General features: G+C 70.4%; 15 protein-coding genes. 10 read left to right on the top strand and 5 right to left on the bottom strand.

What is annotated here, in order from left to right:
• The first annotated feature begins 283 nt into the window (after positions 1 to 283).
• Both groES and groL read left to right on the top strand, forming a co-directional pair.
• On the top strand, positions 284 to 592 hold the full coding sequence (gene groES, locus ACWCRB_RS23625; protein WP_017239619.1) for a co-chaperone GroES: 309 nt from the start codon (positions 284 to 286) through the stop codon (positions 590 to 592).
• 121 nt (positions 593 to 713) lie between these two features.
• The gene (groL, locus tag ACWCRB_RS23630; protein ID WP_450997929.1) at positions 714 to 2336 is read left to right on the top strand and encodes a chaperonin GroEL; all 1623 of its coding nucleotides are present in this window, start codon (positions 714 to 716) and stop codon (positions 2334 to 2336) included.
• Positions 2337 to 2436: 100 nt separating this feature from the next.
• Here the strand turns inward: groL and ACWCRB_RS23635 are convergent, their stop codons facing one another.
• The 3 genes from ACWCRB_RS23635 to ACWCRB_RS23645 form a co-directional block, all read right to left on the bottom strand.
• A complete protein-coding gene (locus ACWCRB_RS23635; RefSeq protein ID WP_450997930.1) occupies positions 2437 to 3144 on the bottom strand; it encodes an ester cyclase in 708 nt (235 codons plus the stop codon).
• A 115-nt stretch (positions 3145 to 3259) separates the two neighbouring features.
• Positions 3260 to 4033, bottom strand: coding sequence for an SDR family NAD(P)-dependent oxidoreductase (locus ACWCRB_RS23640; protein WP_450997931.1), 774 nt, complete (start codon positions 4031 to 4033; stop codon positions 3260 to 3262).
• Between the two features lie 131 nt (positions 4034 to 4164).
• Entirely contained in the window at positions 4165 to 4827 is a 663-nt protein-coding gene (locus tag ACWCRB_RS23645; protein WP_450997932.1) for an MOSC domain-containing protein, read from the bottom strand.
• 116 nt (positions 4828 to 4943) lie between these two features.
• On the opposite strand from ACWCRB_RS23645, the gene ACWCRB_RS23650 reads away from it, so the two are divergent.
• A complete protein-coding gene (locus tag ACWCRB_RS23650; protein ID WP_450997933.1) occupies positions 4944 to 5843 on the top strand; it encodes a LysR family transcriptional regulator in 900 nt (299 codons plus the stop codon).
• A 79-nt stretch (positions 5844 to 5922) separates the two neighbouring features.
• Here ACWCRB_RS23650 and ACWCRB_RS23655 read toward each other — a convergent pair whose 3' ends face one another.
• Entirely contained in the window at positions 5923 to 6252 is a 330-nt protein-coding gene (locus tag ACWCRB_RS23655) for a WhiB family transcriptional regulator (RefSeq protein ID WP_105972818.1), read from the bottom strand.
• Between the two features lie 403 nt (positions 6253 to 6655).
• On the opposite strand from ACWCRB_RS23655, the gene ACWCRB_RS23660 reads away from it, so the two are divergent.
• The 4 genes from ACWCRB_RS23660 (at position 6656) to ACWCRB_RS23675 (ending at position 11053) form a co-directional block, all read left to right on the top strand.
• Positions 6656 to 7267, top strand: a complete 612-nt coding sequence (locus ACWCRB_RS23660) for a response regulator transcription factor (RefSeq protein ID WP_003948568.1) — start codon at positions 6656 to 6658, stop codon at positions 7265 to 7267.
• Between the two features lie 256 nt (positions 7268 to 7523).
• Positions 7524 to 8111, top strand: coding sequence for a sigma-70 family RNA polymerase sigma factor (locus ACWCRB_RS23665; protein WP_235475437.1), 588 nt, complete (start codon positions 7524 to 7526; stop codon positions 8109 to 8111).
• 198 nt (positions 8112 to 8309) lie between these two features.
• On the top strand, positions 8310 to 9812 hold the full coding sequence (gene guaB, locus ACWCRB_RS23670) for an IMP dehydrogenase (protein WP_450997934.1): 1503 nt from the start codon (positions 8310 to 8312) through the stop codon (positions 9810 to 9812).
• Positions 9813 to 9928: 116 nt separating this feature from the next.
• Positions 9929 to 11053 carry a GuaB3 family IMP dehydrogenase-related protein gene (locus ACWCRB_RS23675; RefSeq protein WP_389358363.1) on the top strand — a complete coding sequence of 375 codons (1125 nt, stop codon included), beginning with the start codon at positions 9929 to 9931 and terminating at the stop codon, positions 11051 to 11053.
• Positions 11054 to 11775: 722 nt separating this feature from the next.
• On the opposite strand, the gene ACWCRB_RS23680 is transcribed toward ACWCRB_RS23675, so the two are convergent.
• Positions 11776 to 12984, bottom strand: coding sequence for a nucleotide sugar dehydrogenase (locus tag ACWCRB_RS23680; protein WP_450997935.1), 1209 nt, complete (start codon positions 12982 to 12984; stop codon positions 11776 to 11778).
• 296 nt (positions 12985 to 13280) lie between these two features.
• Between ACWCRB_RS23680 and ACWCRB_RS23685 the strand changes: the two genes are divergently transcribed.
• The 3 genes from ACWCRB_RS23685 to ACWCRB_RS23695 all read left to right on the top strand — a co-directional run bounded on the left by ACWCRB_RS23685 (position 13281) and on the right by ACWCRB_RS23695 (position 20783).
• Complete coding sequence (locus ACWCRB_RS23685; RefSeq protein ID WP_450997936.1) at positions 13281 to 14987, top strand: glycerol-3-phosphate dehydrogenase/oxidase; 1707 nt, start codon at positions 13281 to 13283, stop codon at positions 14985 to 14987.
• Positions 14988 to 15342: 355 nt separating this feature from the next.
• Complete coding sequence (locus tag ACWCRB_RS23690; protein ID WP_450997959.1) at positions 15343 to 17577, top strand: serine/threonine-protein kinase; 2235 nt, start codon at positions 15343 to 15345, stop codon at positions 17575 to 17577.
• A gap of 152 nt (positions 17578 to 17729) precedes the next feature.
• The gene (locus ACWCRB_RS23695) at positions 17730 to 20783 is read left to right on the top strand and encodes a protein kinase domain-containing protein (RefSeq protein WP_450997937.1); all 3054 of its coding nucleotides are present in this window, start codon (positions 17730 to 17732) and stop codon (positions 20781 to 20783) included.
• Positions 20784 to 20912 lie beyond the last annotated feature (129 nt).

Below are 20912 nucleotides of genomic sequence, written 5' to 3' on the forward strand. Positions count from 1 at the left end.
GCGACAACGGGGGTCTGGGGGCAGAGCCCCCAGGAACCGGCGCTCACACCGACCAACGGCCGGACAACTGGACCCACGATCACCAGAAACCCCCGCCAAACCGCCGGCGGCATTAGCAGTCCGCTTGACCGAGTGCTAATCGCAGTCATAGTCTCAGGTCTGGCACTCCCCCCTGGAGAGTGCCAATAGCGACGGGCAGGTCCGGCACCCGCGACGACGGATCCACCTGGTCGCCACCTCAGACAGTTAACCCCGTGAGATCTCCGAAGGGGGAGGTCGGATCGTGACGACCACCAGCTCCAAGGTTGCCATCAAGCCGCTCGAGGACCGCATTGTGGTCCAGCCGCTCGACGCCGAGCAGACCACGGCCTCTGGCCTGGTCATCCCGGACACCGCCAAGGAGAAGCCCCAGGAGGGCGTCGTCCTGGCCGTGGGCCCGGGCCGCTTCGAGAACGGCGAGCGTCTTCCGCTCGACGTGAAGACCGGCGACATCGTGCTGTACAGCAAGTACGGCGGCACCGAAGTGAAGTACAACGGCGAGGAGTACCTCGTCCTCTCCGCTCGCGACGTGCTCGCGATCGTAGAGAAGTAGTTCACCCGGTATTACCAGCATTGCAGTGCGAACTACGCCCCTGGCCCCCGCGACCTTCAACAGCCGGGTGCCGGGGGCGCAGTTCGTTCTCCCAATTTTCCGAGAGGGCTGAACCGCTCCCATGGCGAAGATCCTGAAGTTCGACGAGGACGCCCGTCGCGCCCTTGAGCGCGGCGTCAACAAGCTTGCCGACACGGTCAAGGTGACGATCGGCCCCAAGGGCCGCAACGTCGTCATCGACAAGAAGTTCGGCGCTCCCACCATCACCAACGACGGTGTCACCATCGCGCGCGAGGTCGAGCTGGACGACCCGTACGAGAACCTCGGCGCCCAGCTGGTGAAGGAGGTGGCGACCAAGACCAACGACATCGCGGGTGACGGTACGACCACCGCCACCGTGCTGGCCCAGGCGCTCGTCCGCGAGGGCCTGAAGAACGTCGCCGCCGGCGCCTCCCCGGCCGCCCTGAAGAAGGGCATCGACGCGGCGGTCAAGGCTGTGTCCGAGGAACTCCTCGCGACCGCCCGCCCGATCGAGGAGAAGTCCGACATCGCCGCCGTGGCCGCGCTCTCCGCGCAGGACACGCAGGTCGGCGAGCTCATCGCCGAGGCGATGGACAAGGTCGGCAAGGACGGTGTCATCACCGTCGAGGAGTCCAACACCTTCGGTCTGGAGCTGGACTTCACCGAGGGCATGGCCTTCGACAAGGGCTACCTGTCCCCGTACATGGTGTCCGACCAGGAGCGTATGGAGGCCGTCCTCGACGACCCGTACATCCTGATCCACCAGGGCAAGATCTCCTCCATCCAGGACCTGCTGCCGCTGCTGGAGAAGGTCATCCAGACCAACTCCTCCAAGCCGCTGCTGATCATCGCCGAGGACGTCGAGGGCGAGGCCCTGTCGACCCTGGTCGTGAACAAGATCCGCGGCACCTTCAACGCGGTCGCCGTCAAGGCCCCCGGCTTCGGTGACCGTCGCAAGGCGATGCTCGGCGACATGGCGGCGCTCACCGGCGCCGAGGTCATCGCCGAGGAGGTCGGCCTCAAGCTCGACCAGGTCGGCATCGACGTACTGGGCACCGCCCGCCGCGTCACCATCTCGAAGGACGACACGGTCATCGTCGACGGCGGTGGCGACAAGGGTGCCGTGGCCGGCCGGATCAACCAGATCAAGGCCGAGATCGAGAACACGGACTCCGACTGGGACCGCGAGAAGCTCCAGGAGCGCCTCGCGAAGCTGGCCGGCGGCGTGTGCGTGATCAAGGTCGGCGCCGCCACCGAGGTGGAGCTGAAGGAGAAGAAGCACCGTCTCGAGGACGCCATCTCGGCGACCCGCGCCGCGGTCGAGGAGGGCATCGTCTCCGGCGGTGGCTCCGCGCTCGTCCACGCCGTGAAGATCCTCGAGGGCAACCTCGGCAAGACCGGCGACGAGGCGACGGGTGTCGCGGTCGTCCGCAAGGCCGCCGTCGAGCCGCTGCGCTGGATCGCCGAGAACGCCGGCCTGGAGGGTTACGTCATCACCTCCAAGGTCGCCGAGCTCGACAAGGGCCAGGGCTTCAACGCCGCCACCGGCGAGTACGGCGACCTGGTCAAGCAGGGCGTCATCGACCCGGTCAAGGTCACCCGCTCCGCTCTGGAGAACGCGGCCTCGATCGCCTCCCTCCTCCTCACGACCGAGACCCTGGTCGTCGAGAAGAAGGAAGAGGAAGAGCCGGCTGCGGGCCACGGCCACGGCCACTCCCACTAGTCGAGGTACCGGCCAGAACACTGGCAGACGAAGAAACCCCCCGTTCCTGGCCGGAACGGGGGGTTTCTCCCTTCGCGGGCGGTCCGATGCCCCGTACGTCCTACTGTTCCAAGCCCTCCAGCGCCCCCAACTGCCCCATCAGCCCCAGCCGGTCGTACTGCCACCAGCCCTCGACGATCTTCCCGTCCGTGTCGAACCGGAAGATGGTCGCGCCGGTCATCGAGGCCTTCTTCCCGCTGTTGGGGATCCCCAGGAACTCGCCCCGCTGGGTCCCGTTCCATGTCCAGCGTGTGCAGACCCGGTCGCCCTGGGCGATCTGGTCCTCGACGGTGAACGCGAAGTCGAAGGACGCGCGCCACATCTGCATCTCGCGCCGCGCCGCGTCCAGCCCGAGGTTGTCCTGCTCGTTGGACGGATCGTGGTCGTGGTAGTGCTCCACGAACAGGTCGTTGAGCGGGGGCAGTTCACCCCGGGTGGCGATCACCTCGAAGAACCGCCGCGCGGTGTCCGCGCACAACTGCTCGTCCCGTACGACGTCCAGGTCGGTGAACGTCGGCATCTCGTCGCACAGGGCGACCATCTCCCGGAAGATCCGGTCGGTCTCGGGAAGGTTCGAGTTCCGCATCGCCTCCTCGTACGACGGGAACTCCACGATCTCGACGAAGTGCGACGAGTCCGAGAGATCCTTGCCGATCAGAGTGTGCGTCGCGGTCCGCTTCCCCTTGGTCTGCTCGACCCAGGTGTCCATCAGCCGGTTCATCTCGTCGAACCGACTGGTCTTGCAATCGATCAACTGTACGAATGTCATGGCGCCGCCTTCGGCCCCCCTGGGTCCGGTACCTCTCTCCATACTCCCACCGGAACGACGGCGACACCTCTGCCGGAGACCGCGGAGACCGCGGAGGCCACCGGGACCACTGAGGCTACTGAGGCCCGTACTTCCGCCCCGTCTTCGACGAGATCCCGCCCAGCAGCGCGCGGGGCGTCACCTTCACCACGCCCATCAGCGCCTTGTAGCGCGGGTCCGGAATCGACAGCGACTTGCCCCGGGCCAGATCCGCGAGCGCCGCCGCGACCAGCTTGTCCGCGTCCAGCCACATCCAGTTCGGGATGTTGTCCGTCCCCATCCCGGCCCGCTCATGGAACTCCGTACGCACGAAACCGGGCGCCAGCGCCATCAGCCGCACCCCGCTCCCCGCCAGGTCCTTCGCCGCCCCCTGCGTGAACTGCACGACCCACGCCTTCGACGCCCCGTACGTACCGCGCGGCACGAAGGCGGCGACGGACGCGACATTGACGACACCCCCGCGCCCCCGCTCCCGCATCGCCTCGGCCGCCGCACCGGTCAGCCGCAGCACCGCCTCGCAGTGCACCTTGAGCATCCTCAGCTCGTCCGCCATCGGTACGTCGAGATAGCGGCCCTTGTTGCCGAAGCCGGCGTTGTTGACCAGCAGGTCGACGGGGTTCTTGCGGTCGCCGAGGCGCGCGGCCACCGCCTCGATGCCGGCGTCCGTCGCGAGGTCGGCGCTCAGCACCTCCGCCTCGATGCCGTGCCGGTCGTGCAGTTCGGTCGCCTGCTCGCCGAGCCGTTCGGCGTCGCGCGCCACCAGGACGAGGTTGTGGCCGTCGGCCGCCAGCCGCCGCGCGAACGCGGCACCGATTCCCGCGGTCGATCCCGTAATCAGAGCCGTTGTCATGGCGCAAGATTAGTGACCCGGACTGTTCCCGTCCCTTCCCGTCCGCCCCCTGCACGCTCCCTCCAGATCGTGAAGTCCCCGCCCGGACCTCCGGCGTAATGCCTTGTCAGCAGCCGTGCCGTGTCCGCGCGTCAGCCGTACTTCTTCACATATTCGTGAGCCCTCGCCGCCGCCTCCGAATGCAGGGCCGCACCGGCCGTGAGCAGCCGGGGCATCAGGGTCCGCTCGGTCGTCAGCGCGCGGAAGTACAGGGCGACCGTCACCTCGTGCTCCGGCCGGTGCACGATCTCGATCTGGTCGCCCGCCCGTATCGCACCCGGCTCGATCACCCGCAGATAGGCACCCGGCGCACCCCGCTCCGTGAACCGTTTCACCCACCGTTTCTCACCCAGATGGCCCTGGAACGTCGCACAGGGGATACGCCCGCTGGTGACCTCGAGGACCACCTCGGAGCCGATCCGCCAGCGCTCGCCGATCAGCGCGCCGGACACATCGAGGCCCCGAGTGGTGAGGTTCTCGCCGAACATCCCGTCGCGCAGCGGACGGCCCAGCTCGCGCTCCCACTCGTCGAGGTCCTCGCGCGCGACCGCGTACACCGCCTGTTCGTCGCCGCCGTGGTGCTCCTTCGAGCAGATGGTGTCCCCGGCCAGACCGCTGCCGCCGATCCCCTTGAGCCCGGGCGCCGCCACCCGCACCGGCCCGTCCACCGGCCGCTTGTCGATACCGGTGCCCTGCGGATGGTCCGTGTACGGCACGGACTGCGCACGACCCACGTTCACGGACAACACCTTCATCACAGCACTCGCCCCCGTATCCGCCCCAACATCCATGACCCCACGCTAAATCAGACTTGCCCAAAGCGTCGACGCATTATTCACCCTCATCCCCAAGAATCACTTATGATCGAAAAATGATCGAAGCCCGTCACCTCCGTGTCCTGCGTGCCGTGGCCACCACCGGCTCCTTCTCGGCGGCGGGCCGCGAACTGGGCTGCACCCAGCCCGCCGTGAGCCAGCAGATGAAGGCACTGGAAGCCTCGGTCGGCACCCCGCTGCTCGTCCGCAACGGCCGCGAGATGCGCCTGACCCAGGCGGGCGAGGCACTGGTGCGGCACGCGGCCGGCATCCTCTCGGGCCTCACGGCGGCGGAGGAGGAGGTCGCCGCGATCGCCGGCCTGCGCGCCGGGCGGGTCCGGCTGGTCTCCTTCCCCAGCGGCAGCTCCACCCTCGTACCGACCGCCCTCGCCGCCCTGCGTGCCGCCCACCCCGGCACCCGGGTCTCCCTGGAGGAGGCCGAACCCCCGCACTCCGTCGAACTGCTGCGCGAGGGCGACTGCGACGTGGCCCTCGCCTTCCGGTACGAGGGCGCGGCGGGCGCCGGCGAGTGGGACGACCTGGTGGTCCGCCCGCTCCTCACCGACCGGCTCGTCGGCCTCGTGCCCGAGGGGCACCGCCTGTCCCGCGCGGAGTCGGTCGCCCTGGGCGAACTCGCCGCCGAACCGTGGATCGCCGGCTGCCCGCGCTGCCGGGGCCAGCTGGTCGAGGCCTGCGAGAGCGCCGGCTTCACCCCGCGCATCGACTTCGCGACCGACGACTACCCGGCGGTGATCGGCCTGGTGGGCGCGGGCCTCGGCGTGGCCGTCCTGCCCCAGCTCGCCATCGACTCCGTACGGCCACGGGGTGCGCGTGCGGTGACGCTGGAACCGGCGGTACGGCGGGAGATCGTCGCGCTGACCCTGCCCGACCTGGCGAAGGTGCCGGCGGTGGCGGCGACGCTGGACGAGCTGGCGCGGGCGGCGACGCGGGCCTAGAGGCGCGCCCCGGTCACAGCACGGGCACGCGTGCGCGTACCCGTGTCGTAGGCACCGCGGGTATCGCAGAAACGTTCCTTCAGTTGTTCGAGCCGAGGTCCCCGCCACCGGCCGACGCCGACACCAGCCGGTTGCGGGCGCGTCCCATCAGCTCTTCGCGTTCGTCCTCGGTCAATCCACCCCACACGCCGTACGGCTCGCGCACCGCCAGCGCGTGCGCCGCGCACTGCGCGCGGACCGGGCATCTCATGCAGACCTCCTTGGCCGAGTTCTCACGAGCGCTCCGTGCCGCACCGCGCTCTCCCTCCGGGTGGAAGAAGAGCGAGCTGTCGACCCCGCGGCAGGCCGCGAGGAGCTGCCAGTCCCAGAGGTCCGCGTTCGGACCGGGAAGGCGGGAGAAATCTGCCATTACGTGTCCCCTTGTTGCCGTTCTGGGCTGAGGTTGTGCCTCTGACCGTACAACTACGATCTAAGGAGATGAAAATATGACTCATTGCGAATCTAGCCTCAGACACCAACAAATGGGAAGAAAACAGTCTGAATGGGGCATAGGTTGTGATGAAACGTTGAGGGTCTGTTGTGCATGTCTGCACCGTGTCCACGCCCTCACGTAGAGTGCCGAAGACGACACACAGCCCCGTAACTCTTTCGAGTGACCATCGTTGAGAGTGCGGAGGCGGTTGGAGGAACAAGCGCTCGGACGGGCGGCAGTACCCACTGCCGGGAAAATCGGTCGAGCGTCAACCGCACAGGTGACGATTAGTACCAGCCTGGAGGCTCAAGGTGACGCGCATCAGCTGCGGAGGGCGGCCATGACATCCGTCCTCGTCTGCGACGACTCCCCGCTTGCCCGAGAGGCGCTCCGCCGCGCGGTCGCGACCGTGCCCGGTGTCGAGCGCGTGACCACGGCGGCCAACGGCGAGGAAGTCCTCCGCCGCTGGGGTGCCGACCGTTCGGACCTGATTCTGATGGACGTACGCATGCCCGGTCTGGGCGGCGTCGAGACGGTCCGGCGGCTGCTGTCCGCGGACCCCGGAGCACGCATCATCATGCTCACCGTCGCCGAGGACCTGGACGGCGTGGCGCTCGCCGTCGCCGCCGGTGCCCGCGGCTATCTGCACAAGGACGCCTCGCGTGCCGAACTGCGGGCCACGGTGACGCAGGCACTGGCCGACCCGACCTGGCGGCTCGCGCCGCGCCGGCTCCGCTCGGCCGAGATGGGCGCCGCGCCCACGCTCACCGCGCGCGAGATCCAGGTACTGGAAGGCATGAGCCACGGCCGGTCGAACGCGGAGATCGGACGCGAGCTGTTCCTCTCCGAGGACACGGTGAAGACGCACGCCAGGCGCCTTTTCAAGAAGCTCGGCGCCTCGGACCGCGCGCACGCGGTGGCGCTCGGTTTCCGGTGGGGTCTGGTCCGATAAGTGGGCCTCAGCGGGGGTGAAGAAGTCCCCGCCTACCGCAAGGTGGGCGGGGGTGGCAAAACAGCCCGCCGGGTGCCCGCTGCTCGTTTCGCCGCGGATGCCGCATCCTTGAGGTGTGGAGTTCCTCGGGGACGAGTCGGTCGAGCGGAAGGGGAGGGCGCAGGATATGAGTTCCGGCGCACCTGCTCATAACGCTTCGGTGCACAACAACGGACGCGGTGCCACGGAGAGAGCGGCGCCAAGGCACCATGGTCCGATGCGCGACGACGAGGCGGCTTATGCCCATGGGGTGATTGGTGGTCTCGTCCACCGTGCCGTCGACGGGGACGAGCAGGCCACGCACGACCTGCTCGCCCATGTCCACCCCCTCGCCCTGCGCTACTGCCGCACCCGGCTGTCCCGACTGCCGGGCGACGCGCGGCACTTCGTCGAGGACCTGGCGCAGGAGGTCTGCGTCGCCGTCCTCCTCGCCCTGCCGCGCTATCGCGACACCGGACGCCCGTTCGAGGCGTTCGTCTTCGCGATCGCCGCGCACAAGGTCGCCGACCTCCAGCGTGCCGCGATGCGCCACCCCGGCTCGACAGCCGTTCCCTCGGACGAGATGCCGGAACGCCCCGACGACTCCCTCGGCCCAGAGGAACGCGCGTTGCTGAGCAGCGACGCCGAATGGGCCAAGAAACTCCTGGCCAACCTCCCCGAGAACCAGCGCGAACTGCTCCTGCTGCGCATCGCGGTGGGCCTCACGGCCGAGGAGACGGGCCAGATGTTGGGAATGTCACCCGGAGCGGTGCGTGTTGCCCAGCATCGCGCGCTGAGCCGGCTGCGGGCGCTGGCGGAACAGTAGGGGTCTGGCGCTCAAGGGCCCCTTTGAGAGCCCCCGTCCCGGCTCTCGTATGAACGGCCGGGGCGTCGACTCCGTACGAACAGTCGATTCCGTACGAACATACGAAGCCCCGGGGCAGCCCGCACCGTGGAATTCGGGACCCGTGCTTCCCGTTAGCATGGACATCCGCACCGATCAAGGCCATTTGGGGAAGGTGTCATGACTGCCAACGTCGACGGAGTGCCCGCCAAATTCGCGACCCTCGGGCTCACCTACGACGACGTGCTGCTGCTGCCGGGCGCATCCGAGGTGCTGCCCAACGCGGTCGACACCTCGTCCCGCATCTCCCGCAACGTCCGGGTCAACATCCCGCTGCTCTCCGCGGCGATGGACAAGGTGACCGAGTCGCGCATGGCGATCGCCATGGCCCGGCAGGGCGGGGTCGGTGTGCTGCACCGCAACCTCTCCATCGAGGACCAGGTCAACCAGGTCGACCTCGTGAAGCGCTCCGAGTCCGGCATGGTCACCGACCCGATCACGGTGAACCCGGACGCCACGCTGGCCGAGGCCGACGCGCTCTGTGCCAAGTTCCGCATCAGCGGTGTCCCGGTGACGGACGGCAACGGCAAGCTGCTCGGCATCGTCACCAACCGCGACATGGCCTTCGAGACCGACCGCTCGCGTCAGGTCCGTGAGGTCATGACGCCGATGCCGCTGGTCACCGGCAAGGTCGGCATCTCCGGCAGCGACGCCATGGAGCTGCTGCGCCGCCACAAGATCGAGAAGCTTCCCCTGGTCGACGACTCCGGTCTCCTCAAGGGCCTGATCACGGTCAAGGACTTCGTCAAGGCCGAGAAGTACCCGGGTGCCGCCAAGGACTCCGAGGGCCGGCTGCTGGTCGGCGCGGCCGTCGGCGCCAGCCCCGAGGCGCTGGAACGCGCCCAGGCGCTCGCCGCGGCGGGCGTGGACTTCCTGGTCGTCGACACCTCGCACGGGCACAACAGCAACGCCCTGAGCTGGATGTCGAAGATCAAGTCGAACGTCCACGTCGACGTGATCGGCGGCAACGTCGCCACGCGTGACGGCGCCCAGGCCCTGATCGACGCGGGCGTCGACGGCATCAAGGTCGGCGTCGGCCCCGGCTCCATCTGCACCACCCGCGTGGTCGCCGGCATCGGCGTACCGCAGGTGACCGCCATCTACGAGGCGGCCCTCGCGGCCCGCGCCGCCGGTATCCCCGTCATCGGCGACGGTGGCCTCCAGTACTCCGGCGACATCGGCAAGGCACTCGCCGCCGGCGCCGACTCCGTGATGCTCGGCAGCCTCCTGGCGGGCTGCGAGGAGTCCCCGGGCGAGCTGATGTTCATCAACGGCAAGCAGTTCAAGTCGTACCGCGGCATGGGCTCGCTGGGCGCCATGCAGTCGCGCGGCCAGGCGAAGTCGTACTCCAAGGACCGCTACTTCCAGGCCGACGTCGGCTCCGACGACAAGCTCGTCCCCGAGGGCATCGAGGGCCAGGTGCCCTACCGCGGCCCGCTGGCCGCCGTGCTGCACCAGCTCGTCGGCGGCCTGCGCCAGACGATGGGCTACGTCGGCGCGGCCACCGTCTCCGAGATGGAGTCCAAGGGCCGCTTCGTCCGCATCACGTCGGCGGGGCTCAAGGAGAGCCACCCGCACGACATCCAGATGACGGTCGAGGCGCCCAACTACAGCCGCAAGTAGGCGCGAGCGGTAACCAGGCGGGCGAGGGGCGGTCCCGGAGGTACTCCGGGACCGCCTCCGTCGTGCCCGTCGGGGATACTGGGAGGCGCAGAACCGAAGAGGGAAAGGCCACACACGTGACTGAGATCGAGATCGGGCGCGGCAAGCGCGGCCGTAGGGCGTACGCCTTCGACGACATCGCCGTCGTCCCGAGCCGTCGTACGCGCGACCCGAAGGAGGTCTCGATCGCCTGGCAGATCGACGCCTACCGCTTCGAGCTGCCCTTCCTGGCGGCCCCCATGGACTCGGTCGTCTCCCCGGCCACCGCGATCCGCATCGGTGAGCTGGGCGGCCTCGGAGTCCTGAACCTGGAAGGCCTCTGGACGCGGTACGAGGACCCGCAGCCGCTGCTCGACGAGATCGCCGAGCTGGACGTGGACAACGCGACACGCCGCCTCCAGGAGATCTACGCGGCCCCCATCAAGGAGGAGCTGATCGGCGCGCGCATCAAGGAGGTGCGCGACTCGGGCGTGGTCACCGCCGCCGCGCTCTCCCCGCAGCGCACGGCCCAGTTCTCCAAGGCCGTCGTCGACGCGGGCGTGGACATCTTCGTCATCCGCGGTACGACGGTCTCCGCGGAGCACGTCTCCGGCGCCGCCGAGCCGCTGAACCTGAAGCAGTTCATCTACGAACTGGACGTCCCGGTGATCGTCGGCGGCTGCGCCACGTACACCGCGGCCCTGCACCTGATGCGCACCGGCGCGGCCGGCGTGCTGGTCGGCTTCGGCGGCGGCGCCGCGCACACCACGCGCAACGTGCTGGGCATCCGCGTCCCGATGGCCACCGCGGTCGCCGATGTGGCCGCCGCCCGCCGCGACTACATGGACGAGTCCGGCGGCCGGTACGTGCACGTGATCGCCGACGGCGGCGTCGGCTGGTCCGGCGACCTCCCCAAGGCGATCGCCTGCGGCGCCGACGCGGTCATGATGGGCTCCCCGCTGGCCCGTGCCACGGACGCGCCCGGCAAGGGCCACCACTGGGGCATGGAGGCCGTCAACGAGGAACTGCCGCGCGGCAAGAAGGTCGACCTCGGCACGGTCGGCACGATCGAGGAGGTCCTCGCGGGCCCCTCGCACATCCCCGACGGCTCGATGAACTTCTTCGGCGCCCTGCGCCGCGCGATGGCCACGACTGGGTACAGCGACCTGAAGGAGTTCCAGCGGGTTGAGGTCGCGGTGGCGGACTCGGTGCATCAGCGGTAGTCCGTAGGACGGAATTCGGGGCCCGAAAAGGGGGCCGGTCACCTGCCGAGGTGACCGGCCCCCTTTTGGCTGTCCGGAGTGGGGGCGCGTGGTGCGGGGCGCGGGCGCGCGGTTGCGTTCGGGGTGGATACGGGCTGGTCAGGGGAGGCGCGGGGGCTAGCGTGTGTGTCGGCGCCCCAGATCTCTGGAGCGCCCCCTTCCAGGGACATGGTTCCGGACCCCCGCCCGTCGGGGCCCGGCCCGAGTTCCAGCAAACCGCCCACCGGGTCAACTGGGCGGCATCGCGGAAGGGGGCGCCCATGGGTCGCCACCGCAAGCCCACCCGCTGGGATCGGATCCGTCTTCGGGCGGTCAAGTTCCGGAGGAGGTGTGTCTTGTGGGTTTACGGACGGTGAGCGGCCGCCCCTATGAGATGTAGGGGCGGACACCCGTTATCCGTCCAGGAGCCTGCCGCAGTGACCGCTGCGGTGGGCTCCACTTCTTTGTACGGTACCGGGTTCGCCGTCGGGCGGCCCGGTACCGTTGATGGTGCATCTTGTGGACATACGGAAAGTGAGCGGCCACCCCTACGGAAATTAGGGGCGGACACCCGTGATCCGTTCAGGAGTCCACCGCAGTAAAACGCTTACCCCCTGCGATGGCCTCCACTCCACACGCTACCGACGCAAGCGCCCCCCACGCCACCAGCCCCGGAGGCGTAGCCACCCGCACGCGCCCCCCGTTCACAACCGATGCGCCGCCCCCGTAGGCGTAGCCCCCCGCGTGTCCAGCAGCAACTGCGCCTTCACCGACAGGCCCTGGAGGTCGTACGTGCGGTGCTGCTGGAGGAGGATCGTCAGGTCGGCGTCGGCTGCCGCCTCGTAGAAGGAGTCCGCGCGCGGGACGGGGCGGTCCAGGACGCTCCAGGACGGGACGTGGGGGTCGTGGTAGCTGACGGAGGCGCCCAGTTCCATCAGGCGGATCGCGATCTCCTGGGCGGGGGAGCCCTGTTGGTCGGCGAGGTCGGGCTTGTAGGTGACGCCCAGGAGGAGTACGCGGGCGCCTCGGGCCGACTTGCCGTGCTCGTTCAGGAGCGTGGCCGCGCGCTGGATGACGTACTGGGGCATGTGGTTGTTGACCTGCTGGGCGAGTTCCACCATGCGCAGGGTACGGCCGGAGTGGCCATGGAGGTCCTGGGGGACCGCGTGGCCGCCGACGCCCGGGCCGGGGCGGAAGGCCTGGAAGCCGAACGGCTTGGTCTCCGCGCAGCGGATGACGTCCCAGAGGTCGACGCCAAGGTCGTTGCAGAGGACGGCCATCTCGTTGACGAGGGCGATGTTGACGTGGCGGAAGTTGGTCTCCAGGAGTTGGACCGTTTCCGCTTCACGGGGTCCACGCGCGCGTACCACCTTGTCGGTGAGGCGGCTGTAGAAGGCGGCGGCCGACTCGGTGCAGGCGGGGGTGAGGCCGCCGATGACCTTGGGGGTGTTGGCGGGCGTGAAGTCGCGGTTGCCGGGGTCGACGCGGCTGGGGGAGTAGGCGAGGTGGAAGTCCCGGCCCGCCCGCAGTCCGGAGCCCTCTTCCAGGAGGGGGCGCAGGAACTCCTCCGTCGTGCCCGGCTGTACCGGTGACTCCAGGATCACCGTGGTGTGCGGGCGCAGGCGGGCCGCCAGGGTGCGGGCGGCTGCCTCCACCTGGCTGAGGTCCAGGGTGCCGTCGGCGCCGCGCGGTGTGGGGGCGCAGATGACCGCGGTGCGTACGCGGCCGAGTTCGGCGGGGCCGACGGCTGTCCGGAAGCCTCTGGAGAGCATCCGGCGCAGTTCGGCGGCGGTGAGGGAACCCGCCTCGGGGCCGGTCTTGTACCCCAGGGTGGGGATGCCGGCGGCGACGGCGGCCTGGGCCAGCGGCAGGCCGAGATGTCCGAGTCCGATGACGGCGAGATCTGCGGGCATGCGTGGGCCGTCCTTCCCAGTAGCCGAAGCGGGACAGGTGCGCAAGCCCTGTGGACTGGACGGGCGAGCGCAATGTCAGACTAGGAGTAAATATGACCGATATGCGGGATTGGGTGGGCGAGTTTCCACAGGTGTTTCCGTGGAGGTTGTCCACAGGCTGAGGGCGGGTGGTGGCCGAAGTCGGGCAACCCGGTCAGAATTCGGGCAGGGGGATCAGGGCAGGCGCAGCCGTACGACGGGATGCAGACAGCCGGTCGTACGGACACGGCCGGCGCGACCGACAGCGGGAGGCAGCGATGAGGACAGCGGCACTGGGACCGGCGCAGCGCGACGAGTCACTGGCAGCGATGGCCGAGCGTGAGTTGGACGTGCTGGTCGTGGGCGCGGGCGTGGTCGGCGCGGGCACCGCGCTCGATGCCGTGACCCGCGGTCTGTCCACGGGTCTTGTGGAAGCCCGTGACTGGGCGTCGGGCACGTCGAGCAGGTCCAGCAAGCTCATCCACGGCGGCCTGCGCTATCTGGAGATGCTCGACTTCGCCCTCGTGCGGGAGGCGTTGAAGGAACGCGGGCTGCTGCTTGAGCGGCTCGCACCGCATCTGGTGAAGCCGGTGGCCTTCCTGTATCCGCTGCAGCACAAGGGCTGGGAGCGGCTGTACGCCGGGTCGGGCGTCGCGCTCTACGACGCGATGTCGATGGCCCGCGGGCACGGGCGGGGCCTGCCGACGCACCGCCATCTGAGCCGCCGTCACGCCCTGCGCGTCGCGCCCGCCTTGAAGAAGGACGCGCTGGTCGGAGCGTTGCAGTACTACGACGCGCAGATGGACGACGCCCGTTATGTGGCCACCCTGGTGCGCACGGCCGCCGCGTACGGCGCGAAAGTCGCCAACCGCGCGCGGGTGACCGGCTTTCTGCGGGAGGGCGAGCGGGTGGTCGGCGCCCGGGTCCAGGACGTCGAGGCCGGTGGGGAGTACGAGATCCGCGCCCGCCAGATCGTCAACGCCACGGGCGTGTGGACCGACGACACCCAGGGGATGGTCGGCGAGCGCGGGCAGTTCCACGTCCGGGCGTCCAAGGGCATCCACCTGGTCGTCCCCAAGGACCGGATCCACTCGACGACCGGGCTGATCCTGCGCACCGAGAAGTCCGTGCTGTTCGTGATCCCGTGGGGCAGGCACTGGATCGTCGGGACGACGGACACCGACTGGGACCTCGACAAGGCCCACCCGGCGGCCTCCAGCGCCGACATCGACTATCTGCTGGAACATGTGAACTCGGTGCTCGCCGTGCCGCTGACCAGGGACGACGTCCAGGGCGTGTACGCGGGCCTGCGGCCCCTCCTCGCCGGTGAGTCCGACGCCACCAGCAAGCTGTCGCGCGAGCACACCGTGGCGCATCCGGTGCCGGGCCTCGTGGTCGTGGCGGGCGGCAAGTACACGACGTACCGGGTGATGGCGAAGGACGCCGTCGACGCGGCGGTGCACGGGCTCGACCAGCGGGTCGCCGAGTGCGTGACGGAGGACGTGCCGCTGATCGGGGCCGAGGGCTACCGGGCGCTGTGGAACGCCCGGGCGCGCACCGCCGCGCGCACCGGCCTGCATGTGGTGCGCGTGGAGCATCTGCTGAATCGGTACGGCTCACTGGCGCAGGAGGTTCTCGATCTGATCGCCGCGGACTCCTCGCTCGGCGAGCCCCTGCAGTCGGCGGAGGACTATCTGCGGGCGGAGATCGTGTACGCGGCCTCGCACGAGGGGGCGCGGCATCTCGACGACGTGCTGACGCGGCGGACCCGGATCTCCATCGAGACGTTCGACCGGGGGACGCGCAGTGCCCGCGAGGCGGCGGAGCTGATGGCGCCGGTCCTCGGCTGGGACAAGGACCAGATCGAGCGCGAGGTCCAGCACTACGACAAGCGGGTGGAGGCCGAGCGCGAGTCGCAGCGCCAGCCGGACGACCTGACGGCGGACGCTGCGCGGCTGGGCGCGCCGGACATCGTGCCGCTCTGACGCCGTTTCACGACACTGACCTCGAACCTCTGGGCGTCACTCGAACGAGTGTCGTGAACTGGGATCTTTGTCCGGCACTCGTCCGTTCTACGGGGTGCGGGGGCGGAACTCGGCGACGGGCGGGGCCGGTTCGGGGTCGGGTCCCGCGCTCTTGTCCGTGTTCATTCGGAGGTCGTTCCGAGGTCGTTCGGAAGGTGAGGAGGCACCGACCGCAGGTGGGGCGGTGGAACGCGCGCTTCACACGGTCCCTCTTCCCACAGGCCACCGTCCGTCCCGAGGGGCACCCTGGGCGTCGGCCGGTTGTCGGGTGAGGGACAATGGAGGTTCTGTCAGGGCGGGTTGCATGAGGGGACGCATGTCGGAGGCGGAGCGGGCGGGCGCATCCCGTGAGGACAAGAGTGAGCGTCTCCTCGCCGGGCGGTACCGGCTGGGAGGGGTCCTCGGCCGCGGCGGCATGGGCACCGTCTGGCGCGCGGAGGACGAGACCCTGGGCCGGACCGTCGCCGTCAAGGAGCTGCGGTTCCCGGGGAGCATCGACGAGGAGGAGAAGCGGCGGCTGATCACGCGGACGCTGCGCGAGGCCAAGGCGATCGCGCGGATCCGCAACAACAGCGCCGTGACCGTCTTCGACGTGGTCGAGGAGGACGACCGGCCCTGGATCGTCATGGAACTCGTCGAGGGCAAGTCGCTCGCCGAGGTCATCCGTGAGGACGGGCTCCTTGAGCCGCAGCGCGCGGCCGAGGTGGGCCTCGCGATACTCGACGTGCTCAGGTCCGCGCACCGCGAGGGCATCCTGCACCGCGACGTGAAGCCGTCGAACGTGCTGATGTCGGAGGACGGCCGGGTCGTCCTCACCGACTTCGGTATCGCGCAGGTCGAGGGCGACCCGTCGATCACCTCGACCGGCATGCTCGTCGGCGCGCCCTCCTACATCTCGCCGGAGCGGGCCCGAGGCCACAAGCCCGGCCCGGCGGCCGACCTCTGGTCGCTCGGCGGCCTGTTGTACGCGTCGGTCGAGGGTGTGCCGCCGTACGACAAGGGGTCCGCGATCGCGACGCTGACCGCCGTGATGACGGAGCAGCTGGAGGAGCCGAAGAACGCGGGCCCGCTGAAGGACGTGATCTACGGACTGCTCACCAAGGATCCCGCCAAGCGGCTCGACGACGCCGGTGCGCGCACGATGCTCAACGCGGTGATCCACGCGCCCGAGCCCAAGGAGGCCGAGCAGGAGCCGGCGGACGTCACGAAGGTCGTGCCGTTGCCGCCTGTGCCGGGCAAGGGCAAGCGGGCGGACAAGGGTGCGGAGAGCGGGAGTCCGGCCGACTCGGGCTCCGGGGGCAAGCGGGGCGAGGAGGCCGGCGAGCGGTTCCGTGGGGCGTTCCGGACCGTGAAGAAGGCGGCGGCTGTCGCGGCGGGGGCCGGGGCTGGGGCGGCTGTTCGTACGAAGGGCGCCGACTCCGCCGGGGCCGCCGGTACTTCGGAGTCCGGGGGCGCGGCGGCGGCCGGGCCCGGGACAGGTGCGGGCGTGGGTGCCGCGCCCTCCGGCGGCGCGCCCTCCGGCGGCGCGCCCTCCGGGAGTTCGGCCTCCGGTGGTGCGTCCTCTGGCAGCGCGTCCTCTCGCAGCGCGGTTTCCGGGAGTGCTGCTTCCGCCGGGGTGGCGGGTGAGGCTGCGAAGAGTGGTGGTGCTCAGGGGGCCGTTGTTCCCGGGGCGCGGGACGGCAAGACTCGGGAGGCCGGGGCTCCGGCGGGTAACGCCGGTACCGCGGGGCGGAGTTCGGGGTGGCCTGTCGTGCCGCCGCCGGATCTGCCGCCTCGGCCGGTGCCCAGGGCGCCGATCACCGATGTGGTGCCGAAGCGGACGCTGGTGATCATCGGGGTGGTCATCGCGGTCATCGTGCTCGGCGTGGTGCTGGCCCTCGTGCTCGGGGGCGGCGACTCCGCCGACGATGCTGCCGGCGGCGCGAAGAGCGGTGGCGGCAAGGTGACTTCCTCCGCCTCTGCCTCCGCCGAGACCAAGGAGGACAAGGACGACGGCACCCGTACGGACGGCGGGCAGAGCGCCGACGCCTCGAAGAGCGCCGAGGCGGGGACCGGCTCGGGTACGGGGACGGGCACGGCGAACTCGCCCAGTGCGACGGCGAGTGAGTCCAGTGGTGTCTCGGGTGTGTCCACTTACACGAGTGGGCAGGGGTTCTCCATCGGGTTGCCCACCGGGTGGAAGTTCGAGTCCACAGGGGCCGCGGGCGCCCGGTTCGCGGGGCCCGCCGGGCAGAAACTGCTCGTCGGGTGGACCACTACGCCCAAGTCCGATCCCGTGGCGGACTGGGAGAACCAAGAGCGGTACATGACGCGTTCGCAGTACGACAGGATCCGAATAGCGAAGGTGAACTACCGCGGCTGGAACACGGCCGACTGGGAGTTCACCTATGCGGAGGGCGGGACGACGTACCGGTCGGTGGACCGGGGGTTCGTCGTCAACAGTCAATCCGGGTATGCGCTGATGTACACGGCGAAAGCGTCTAATTGGGGCACCGAGCTGCGCAAGGAGACATGGCGGACGTTCACCGAGACGTTCGAGCCGAAATCGTGATGTGCGCGGTTCCGAGTTGAGGCCGTGAGATCTCGCATCCTCTCTTTGTGACTTGCCTCCGGCACGTATCGTGAGTGGTTGCGGACCGTACGCATCCAGAACGGGACGTATGGCGAACGGAATTGAGCAGCCGACGGCCCGGGGGAGGCATCGTGGAGGAATATGCGGGGCGGGTGCTCGCCGACCGCTATCGCCTGCCGCTGCCGCCGTCCGATGAGTTCGAACTCTCCGAGACCCGGGCCTGGGACACCTACAGCGGGCAGGAAGTCCTGGTCAGGCAGGTGCCGTTGCCCGAGGTCGTCGAGGCCGAGGTGCTCGACTCGGACGGGCTGCCGGACGGGTTCGTAGCACGGGACGGGCGTCGGGCACGAGCGTCCGACACACGGTCCACGGCCACGCGTCGGCCCAGCGATCCGGCCGTACGGCGTGCCATCGAGGCCGCGCAGGCCGCCGCGTCCATCCCCGACCACCCACGGCTCGACCAGGTCTTCGACGTGTTCGCCCAGGGCGGCTCGCTGTGGATAGTGAGTGAACTGGTGCCGGCGCGGTCGCTGGCGTCGTTGCTCGCCGAGAAGCCGCTGACGCCGTACCGCGCGGCCGAGGTCGCCGCCGACGTCCTCATGGCACTGCGCGTGCTGCACGCCCACGGCTGGGTGCACCGCAACATCACCGAGCGCACGGTGCTCGTCTGCGACGACGGGCGCGTGATGCTCACCGGGCTGGCGGCCGGCGCGGCGGAAGAGGCGTTGTGCGGGTACGACCCGGTGCCCGGACGGGACACGTCTGGGGCGGCCGGGGCACCTGAGGGCGCGAAGGCCATAGGGGGCGCGGCAGTTGGCGCTCCGGGGGCCGGTGGCGGCGCGAGGCCGGGTTCGGCGGGCGGTAGTGGCGGGGGCGGAGGGTACGGGCAGTCACCGGCTCCGTTGCCGAGTGGTCCGGGTGCGGCGGGGCGCCAGGGGTTGCCCGGCGGCGGGGGCGGCGTTTCGGGCCACCCCGGCGGGGGCGGCAACTACGGGGCTTCCGGTGGGACGTTCTCCGGGGGTACCGCCGGGGATGTCGAAGCTGCCCGGCGTGCCGCCATCGAGGCGCGGACGGGAGGCGGGGCCGGTCGTCCTGGTGCGGGCGGGGGTTACGGCGTTGCCGGTGGGACGTTCGCCGGGGGTTCCGGAGGGGATCCCGAGGCCGCTCGGCGTGCCGCTGTCGAGGCACGGGGCGGTGGGGCGTCCGGAGCCGGGGGAGGTTACGGAATTCCCGGGGGGACGTTCGCCGGGGATGCCGCCGGGGATCCCGAGGCTGCCCGGCGTGCCGCCATCGAGGCGCGGGCCGGTGGCGGGGTGCCCGGACCCGGTGCCGAGGGGAGCGACGGAGGCTCCGCCGGGGGCGAGCGGCGGGCGTTGGAGACCGGCGGTGACATTCGCGCGGCGCGGGCCGGGGCGATCGCCGCGTACCGGGCGGGGGCGCGGGCCGCGGCCCGGGTCCAGGAGGCCGAGCAGAGCGGGCGTACCGCGCTGCCCGGTGCCCGGCCGTCGATCGAGGCGGGCGGCGCCGGTGGCGGTGCGCACGGCACCGGTGTGGAGCGTGGCCCGGCCACTCCGCCTCCGGGACAGATCGCCGACCCCTACGGCGTGCGTACGCCGGCCGCCTGGAACGGTGGCATCGCCCCCGCGACCGGGATTCCCGGTCAGGCCGGGCACGCCGGACAGGCACGCAGCGCGCTCCCCGCCGCAGCGAACGGCGCCGTGACGAGCGGGGCCGACAGCGTTCCGCATCAGCAACAACACCGGCAGCCCTGGCCGCCGACTCACGCTCAGCCCCAGGACGCGCCCCAGGACATGCCCCGGGACCAGGTCCCGCCCGCCGATCGTGTCCCCGGCCGGACCCCGGGCCGCTGGGACGACGTGGTTGCCCCCGGTGTTCCCCGGCGTGGGCCCGCGACCCCGCTGGCCGCAGAGCGGGCACGGCAGGCGCGGATGGCTCTCGTCGGGGCGGTGACCGAGCGGTGGGCGCCCGAGCAGGCCGGTCCCGTGCACGAGAACTGGCAGCTGGCCCCGCCCATCGGTCCCGCGACCGACCTGTGGGCGCTCGGCGCGCTGCTCTTCAGGGCCGTACAGGGCCATGCGCCCTACCCCGAGGAGTCGACGGCCGAACTGGTGCAGCTGGTGTGCGCCGAGCCGCCCGCCTTCGCCGAGGAGTGCGGACCGCTCAGGCCCGTCGTGGAGTCGCTGCTGCGTCAGGACCCCACCGAGCGGCTCGACTTCGAGGAGCTGAACGGCTGGCTGCGTTCCCTCGTCCGGTCGGCGCCGGAGCCCGAGGCCGGTCTGTACACCGTCGCCGCGCCGCCCACCGATCCGCGCCGGCTGCCGATCGTACGGCGCCGGGGCGAGCTGGTGCGCAGGCGCCGGGCAGGGCTGCCCGCGACCGGACCGCACGGCCGGCACAAGCGGGGCAGGCAGGAGAAGCGGGCGCCGCGCAGACTGGGCCGTAACCTGCTCGTCCTGATACTGCTCGTGCTGGCCGCGGCGATCGCGTACGCCATGTTCTTCATGCCGAAGGCCAAGAGCAGCGGGGATCAGGACGGGGAGCGGACCGGTTCCGCCGGAGAGGTGAGCACGGCGCCGGAGCAGTCGGCCGAGAACCCGGACGCGAGCAGCGAACCGCGGCCCGAGCAGACCTCGCCCGGCGGCGGGAACGGCAACAGCGCCTCCCCGTCGGCCGGTTCGTCCGAGACGGAGACGACCACCGGGCCCGATGTCGCGGCCGGCTTCACCGTGCGTACCGACCCCGAGGGCTTCCGGGTCGCCGTCGCCAACGGCTGGGACCGGGCGGCGAAGAACGGGCGCGGCCAAGTCGTCTACTCGCACGGCGCATTCGAGCTGATCGTCGTACCGGGCCGGGACACCACGCAGCAGTACGGCGCCGATCCGATGGCGTACCAGCGGGAGCGGGAGTACGAGCTGCAGCCGTTCCGCGACTCGACCTGGGCCACGTCCAGTGGGATGCGGACCATCGAGGTGGGCGGACGGACCATGGCCGAGGGACAGTTCACCTGGCAGAACAGCTCCGGCAGCGAGGTGTTCGTACGCAATCTCGCGATAGTCGTCGACGGGCGGTACCACGTGGTCCAGGTGCGTGGGCCGGAGGCCGAGCGGGACGAGGTGACGCGCCTGTACGAACAGGCGGCGGCCACCTATCAGTTCACCGGCTGACCCCAACGGGCCATCTGCCGACCTCGGGGGCAGGCCGGGCGGGCAGAACCGTCACAGTGCTGTCCCCGTAGGCACCCCTGCGGTTCCCTCCGGCGAGGGGGCTCCTTAGTCTTGCCCCTGTCAAGACCA

Source organism: Streptomyces sp. NPDC002156, assembly GCF_053593675.1.

What these genes read in the sequence shown, in the direction of transcription:
- ACWCRB_RS23655 (WP_105972818.1), bottom strand. Translation starts at nt 6,252, where the DNA reads ATGGCAGATTTCTCCCGCCTTCCCGGTCCGAACGCGGACCTCTGGGAC.
- ACWCRB_RS23685 (WP_450997936.1), top strand. Translation starts at nt 13,281, where the DNA reads ATGAGGACAGCGGCACTGGGACCGGCGCAGCGCGACGAGTCACTGGCA.
- ACWCRB_RS23635 (WP_450997930.1), bottom strand. Translation starts at nt 3,144, where the DNA reads ATGACATTCGTACAGTTGATCGATTGCAAGACCAGTCGGTTCGACGAG.
- groL (WP_450997929.1), top strand. Translation starts at nt 714, where the DNA reads ATGGCGAAGATCCTGAAGTTCGACGAGGACGCCCGTCGCGCCCTTGAG.
- ACWCRB_RS23690 (WP_450997959.1), top strand. Translation starts at nt 15,343, where the DNA reads ATGTCGGAGGCGGAGCGGGCGGGCGCATCCCGTGAGGACAAGAGTGAG.
- guaB (WP_450997934.1), top strand. Translation starts at nt 8,310, where the DNA reads ATGACTGCCAACGTCGACGGAGTGCCCGCCAAATTCGCGACCCTCGGG.
- ACWCRB_RS23680 (WP_450997935.1), bottom strand. Translation starts at nt 12,984, where the DNA reads ATGCCCGCAGATCTCGCCGTCATCGGACTCGGACATCTCGGCCTGCCG.
- ACWCRB_RS23640 (WP_450997931.1), bottom strand. Translation starts at nt 4,033, where the DNA reads ATGACAACGGCTCTGATTACGGGATCGACCGCGGGAATCGGTGCCGCG.
- ACWCRB_RS23665 (WP_235475437.1), top strand. Translation starts at nt 7,524, where the DNA reads ATGCGCGACGACGAGGCGGCTTATGCCCATGGGGTGATTGGTGGTCTC.
- ACWCRB_RS23660 (WP_003948568.1), top strand. Translation starts at nt 6,656, where the DNA reads ATGACATCCGTCCTCGTCTGCGACGACTCCCCGCTTGCCCGAGAGGCG.
- ACWCRB_RS23645 (WP_450997932.1), bottom strand. Translation starts at nt 4,827, where the DNA reads ATGAAGGTGTTGTCCGTGAACGTGGGTCGTGCGCAGTCCGTGCCGTAC.
- ACWCRB_RS23650 (WP_450997933.1), top strand. Translation starts at nt 4,944, where the DNA reads ATGATCGAAGCCCGTCACCTCCGTGTCCTGCGTGCCGTGGCCACCACC.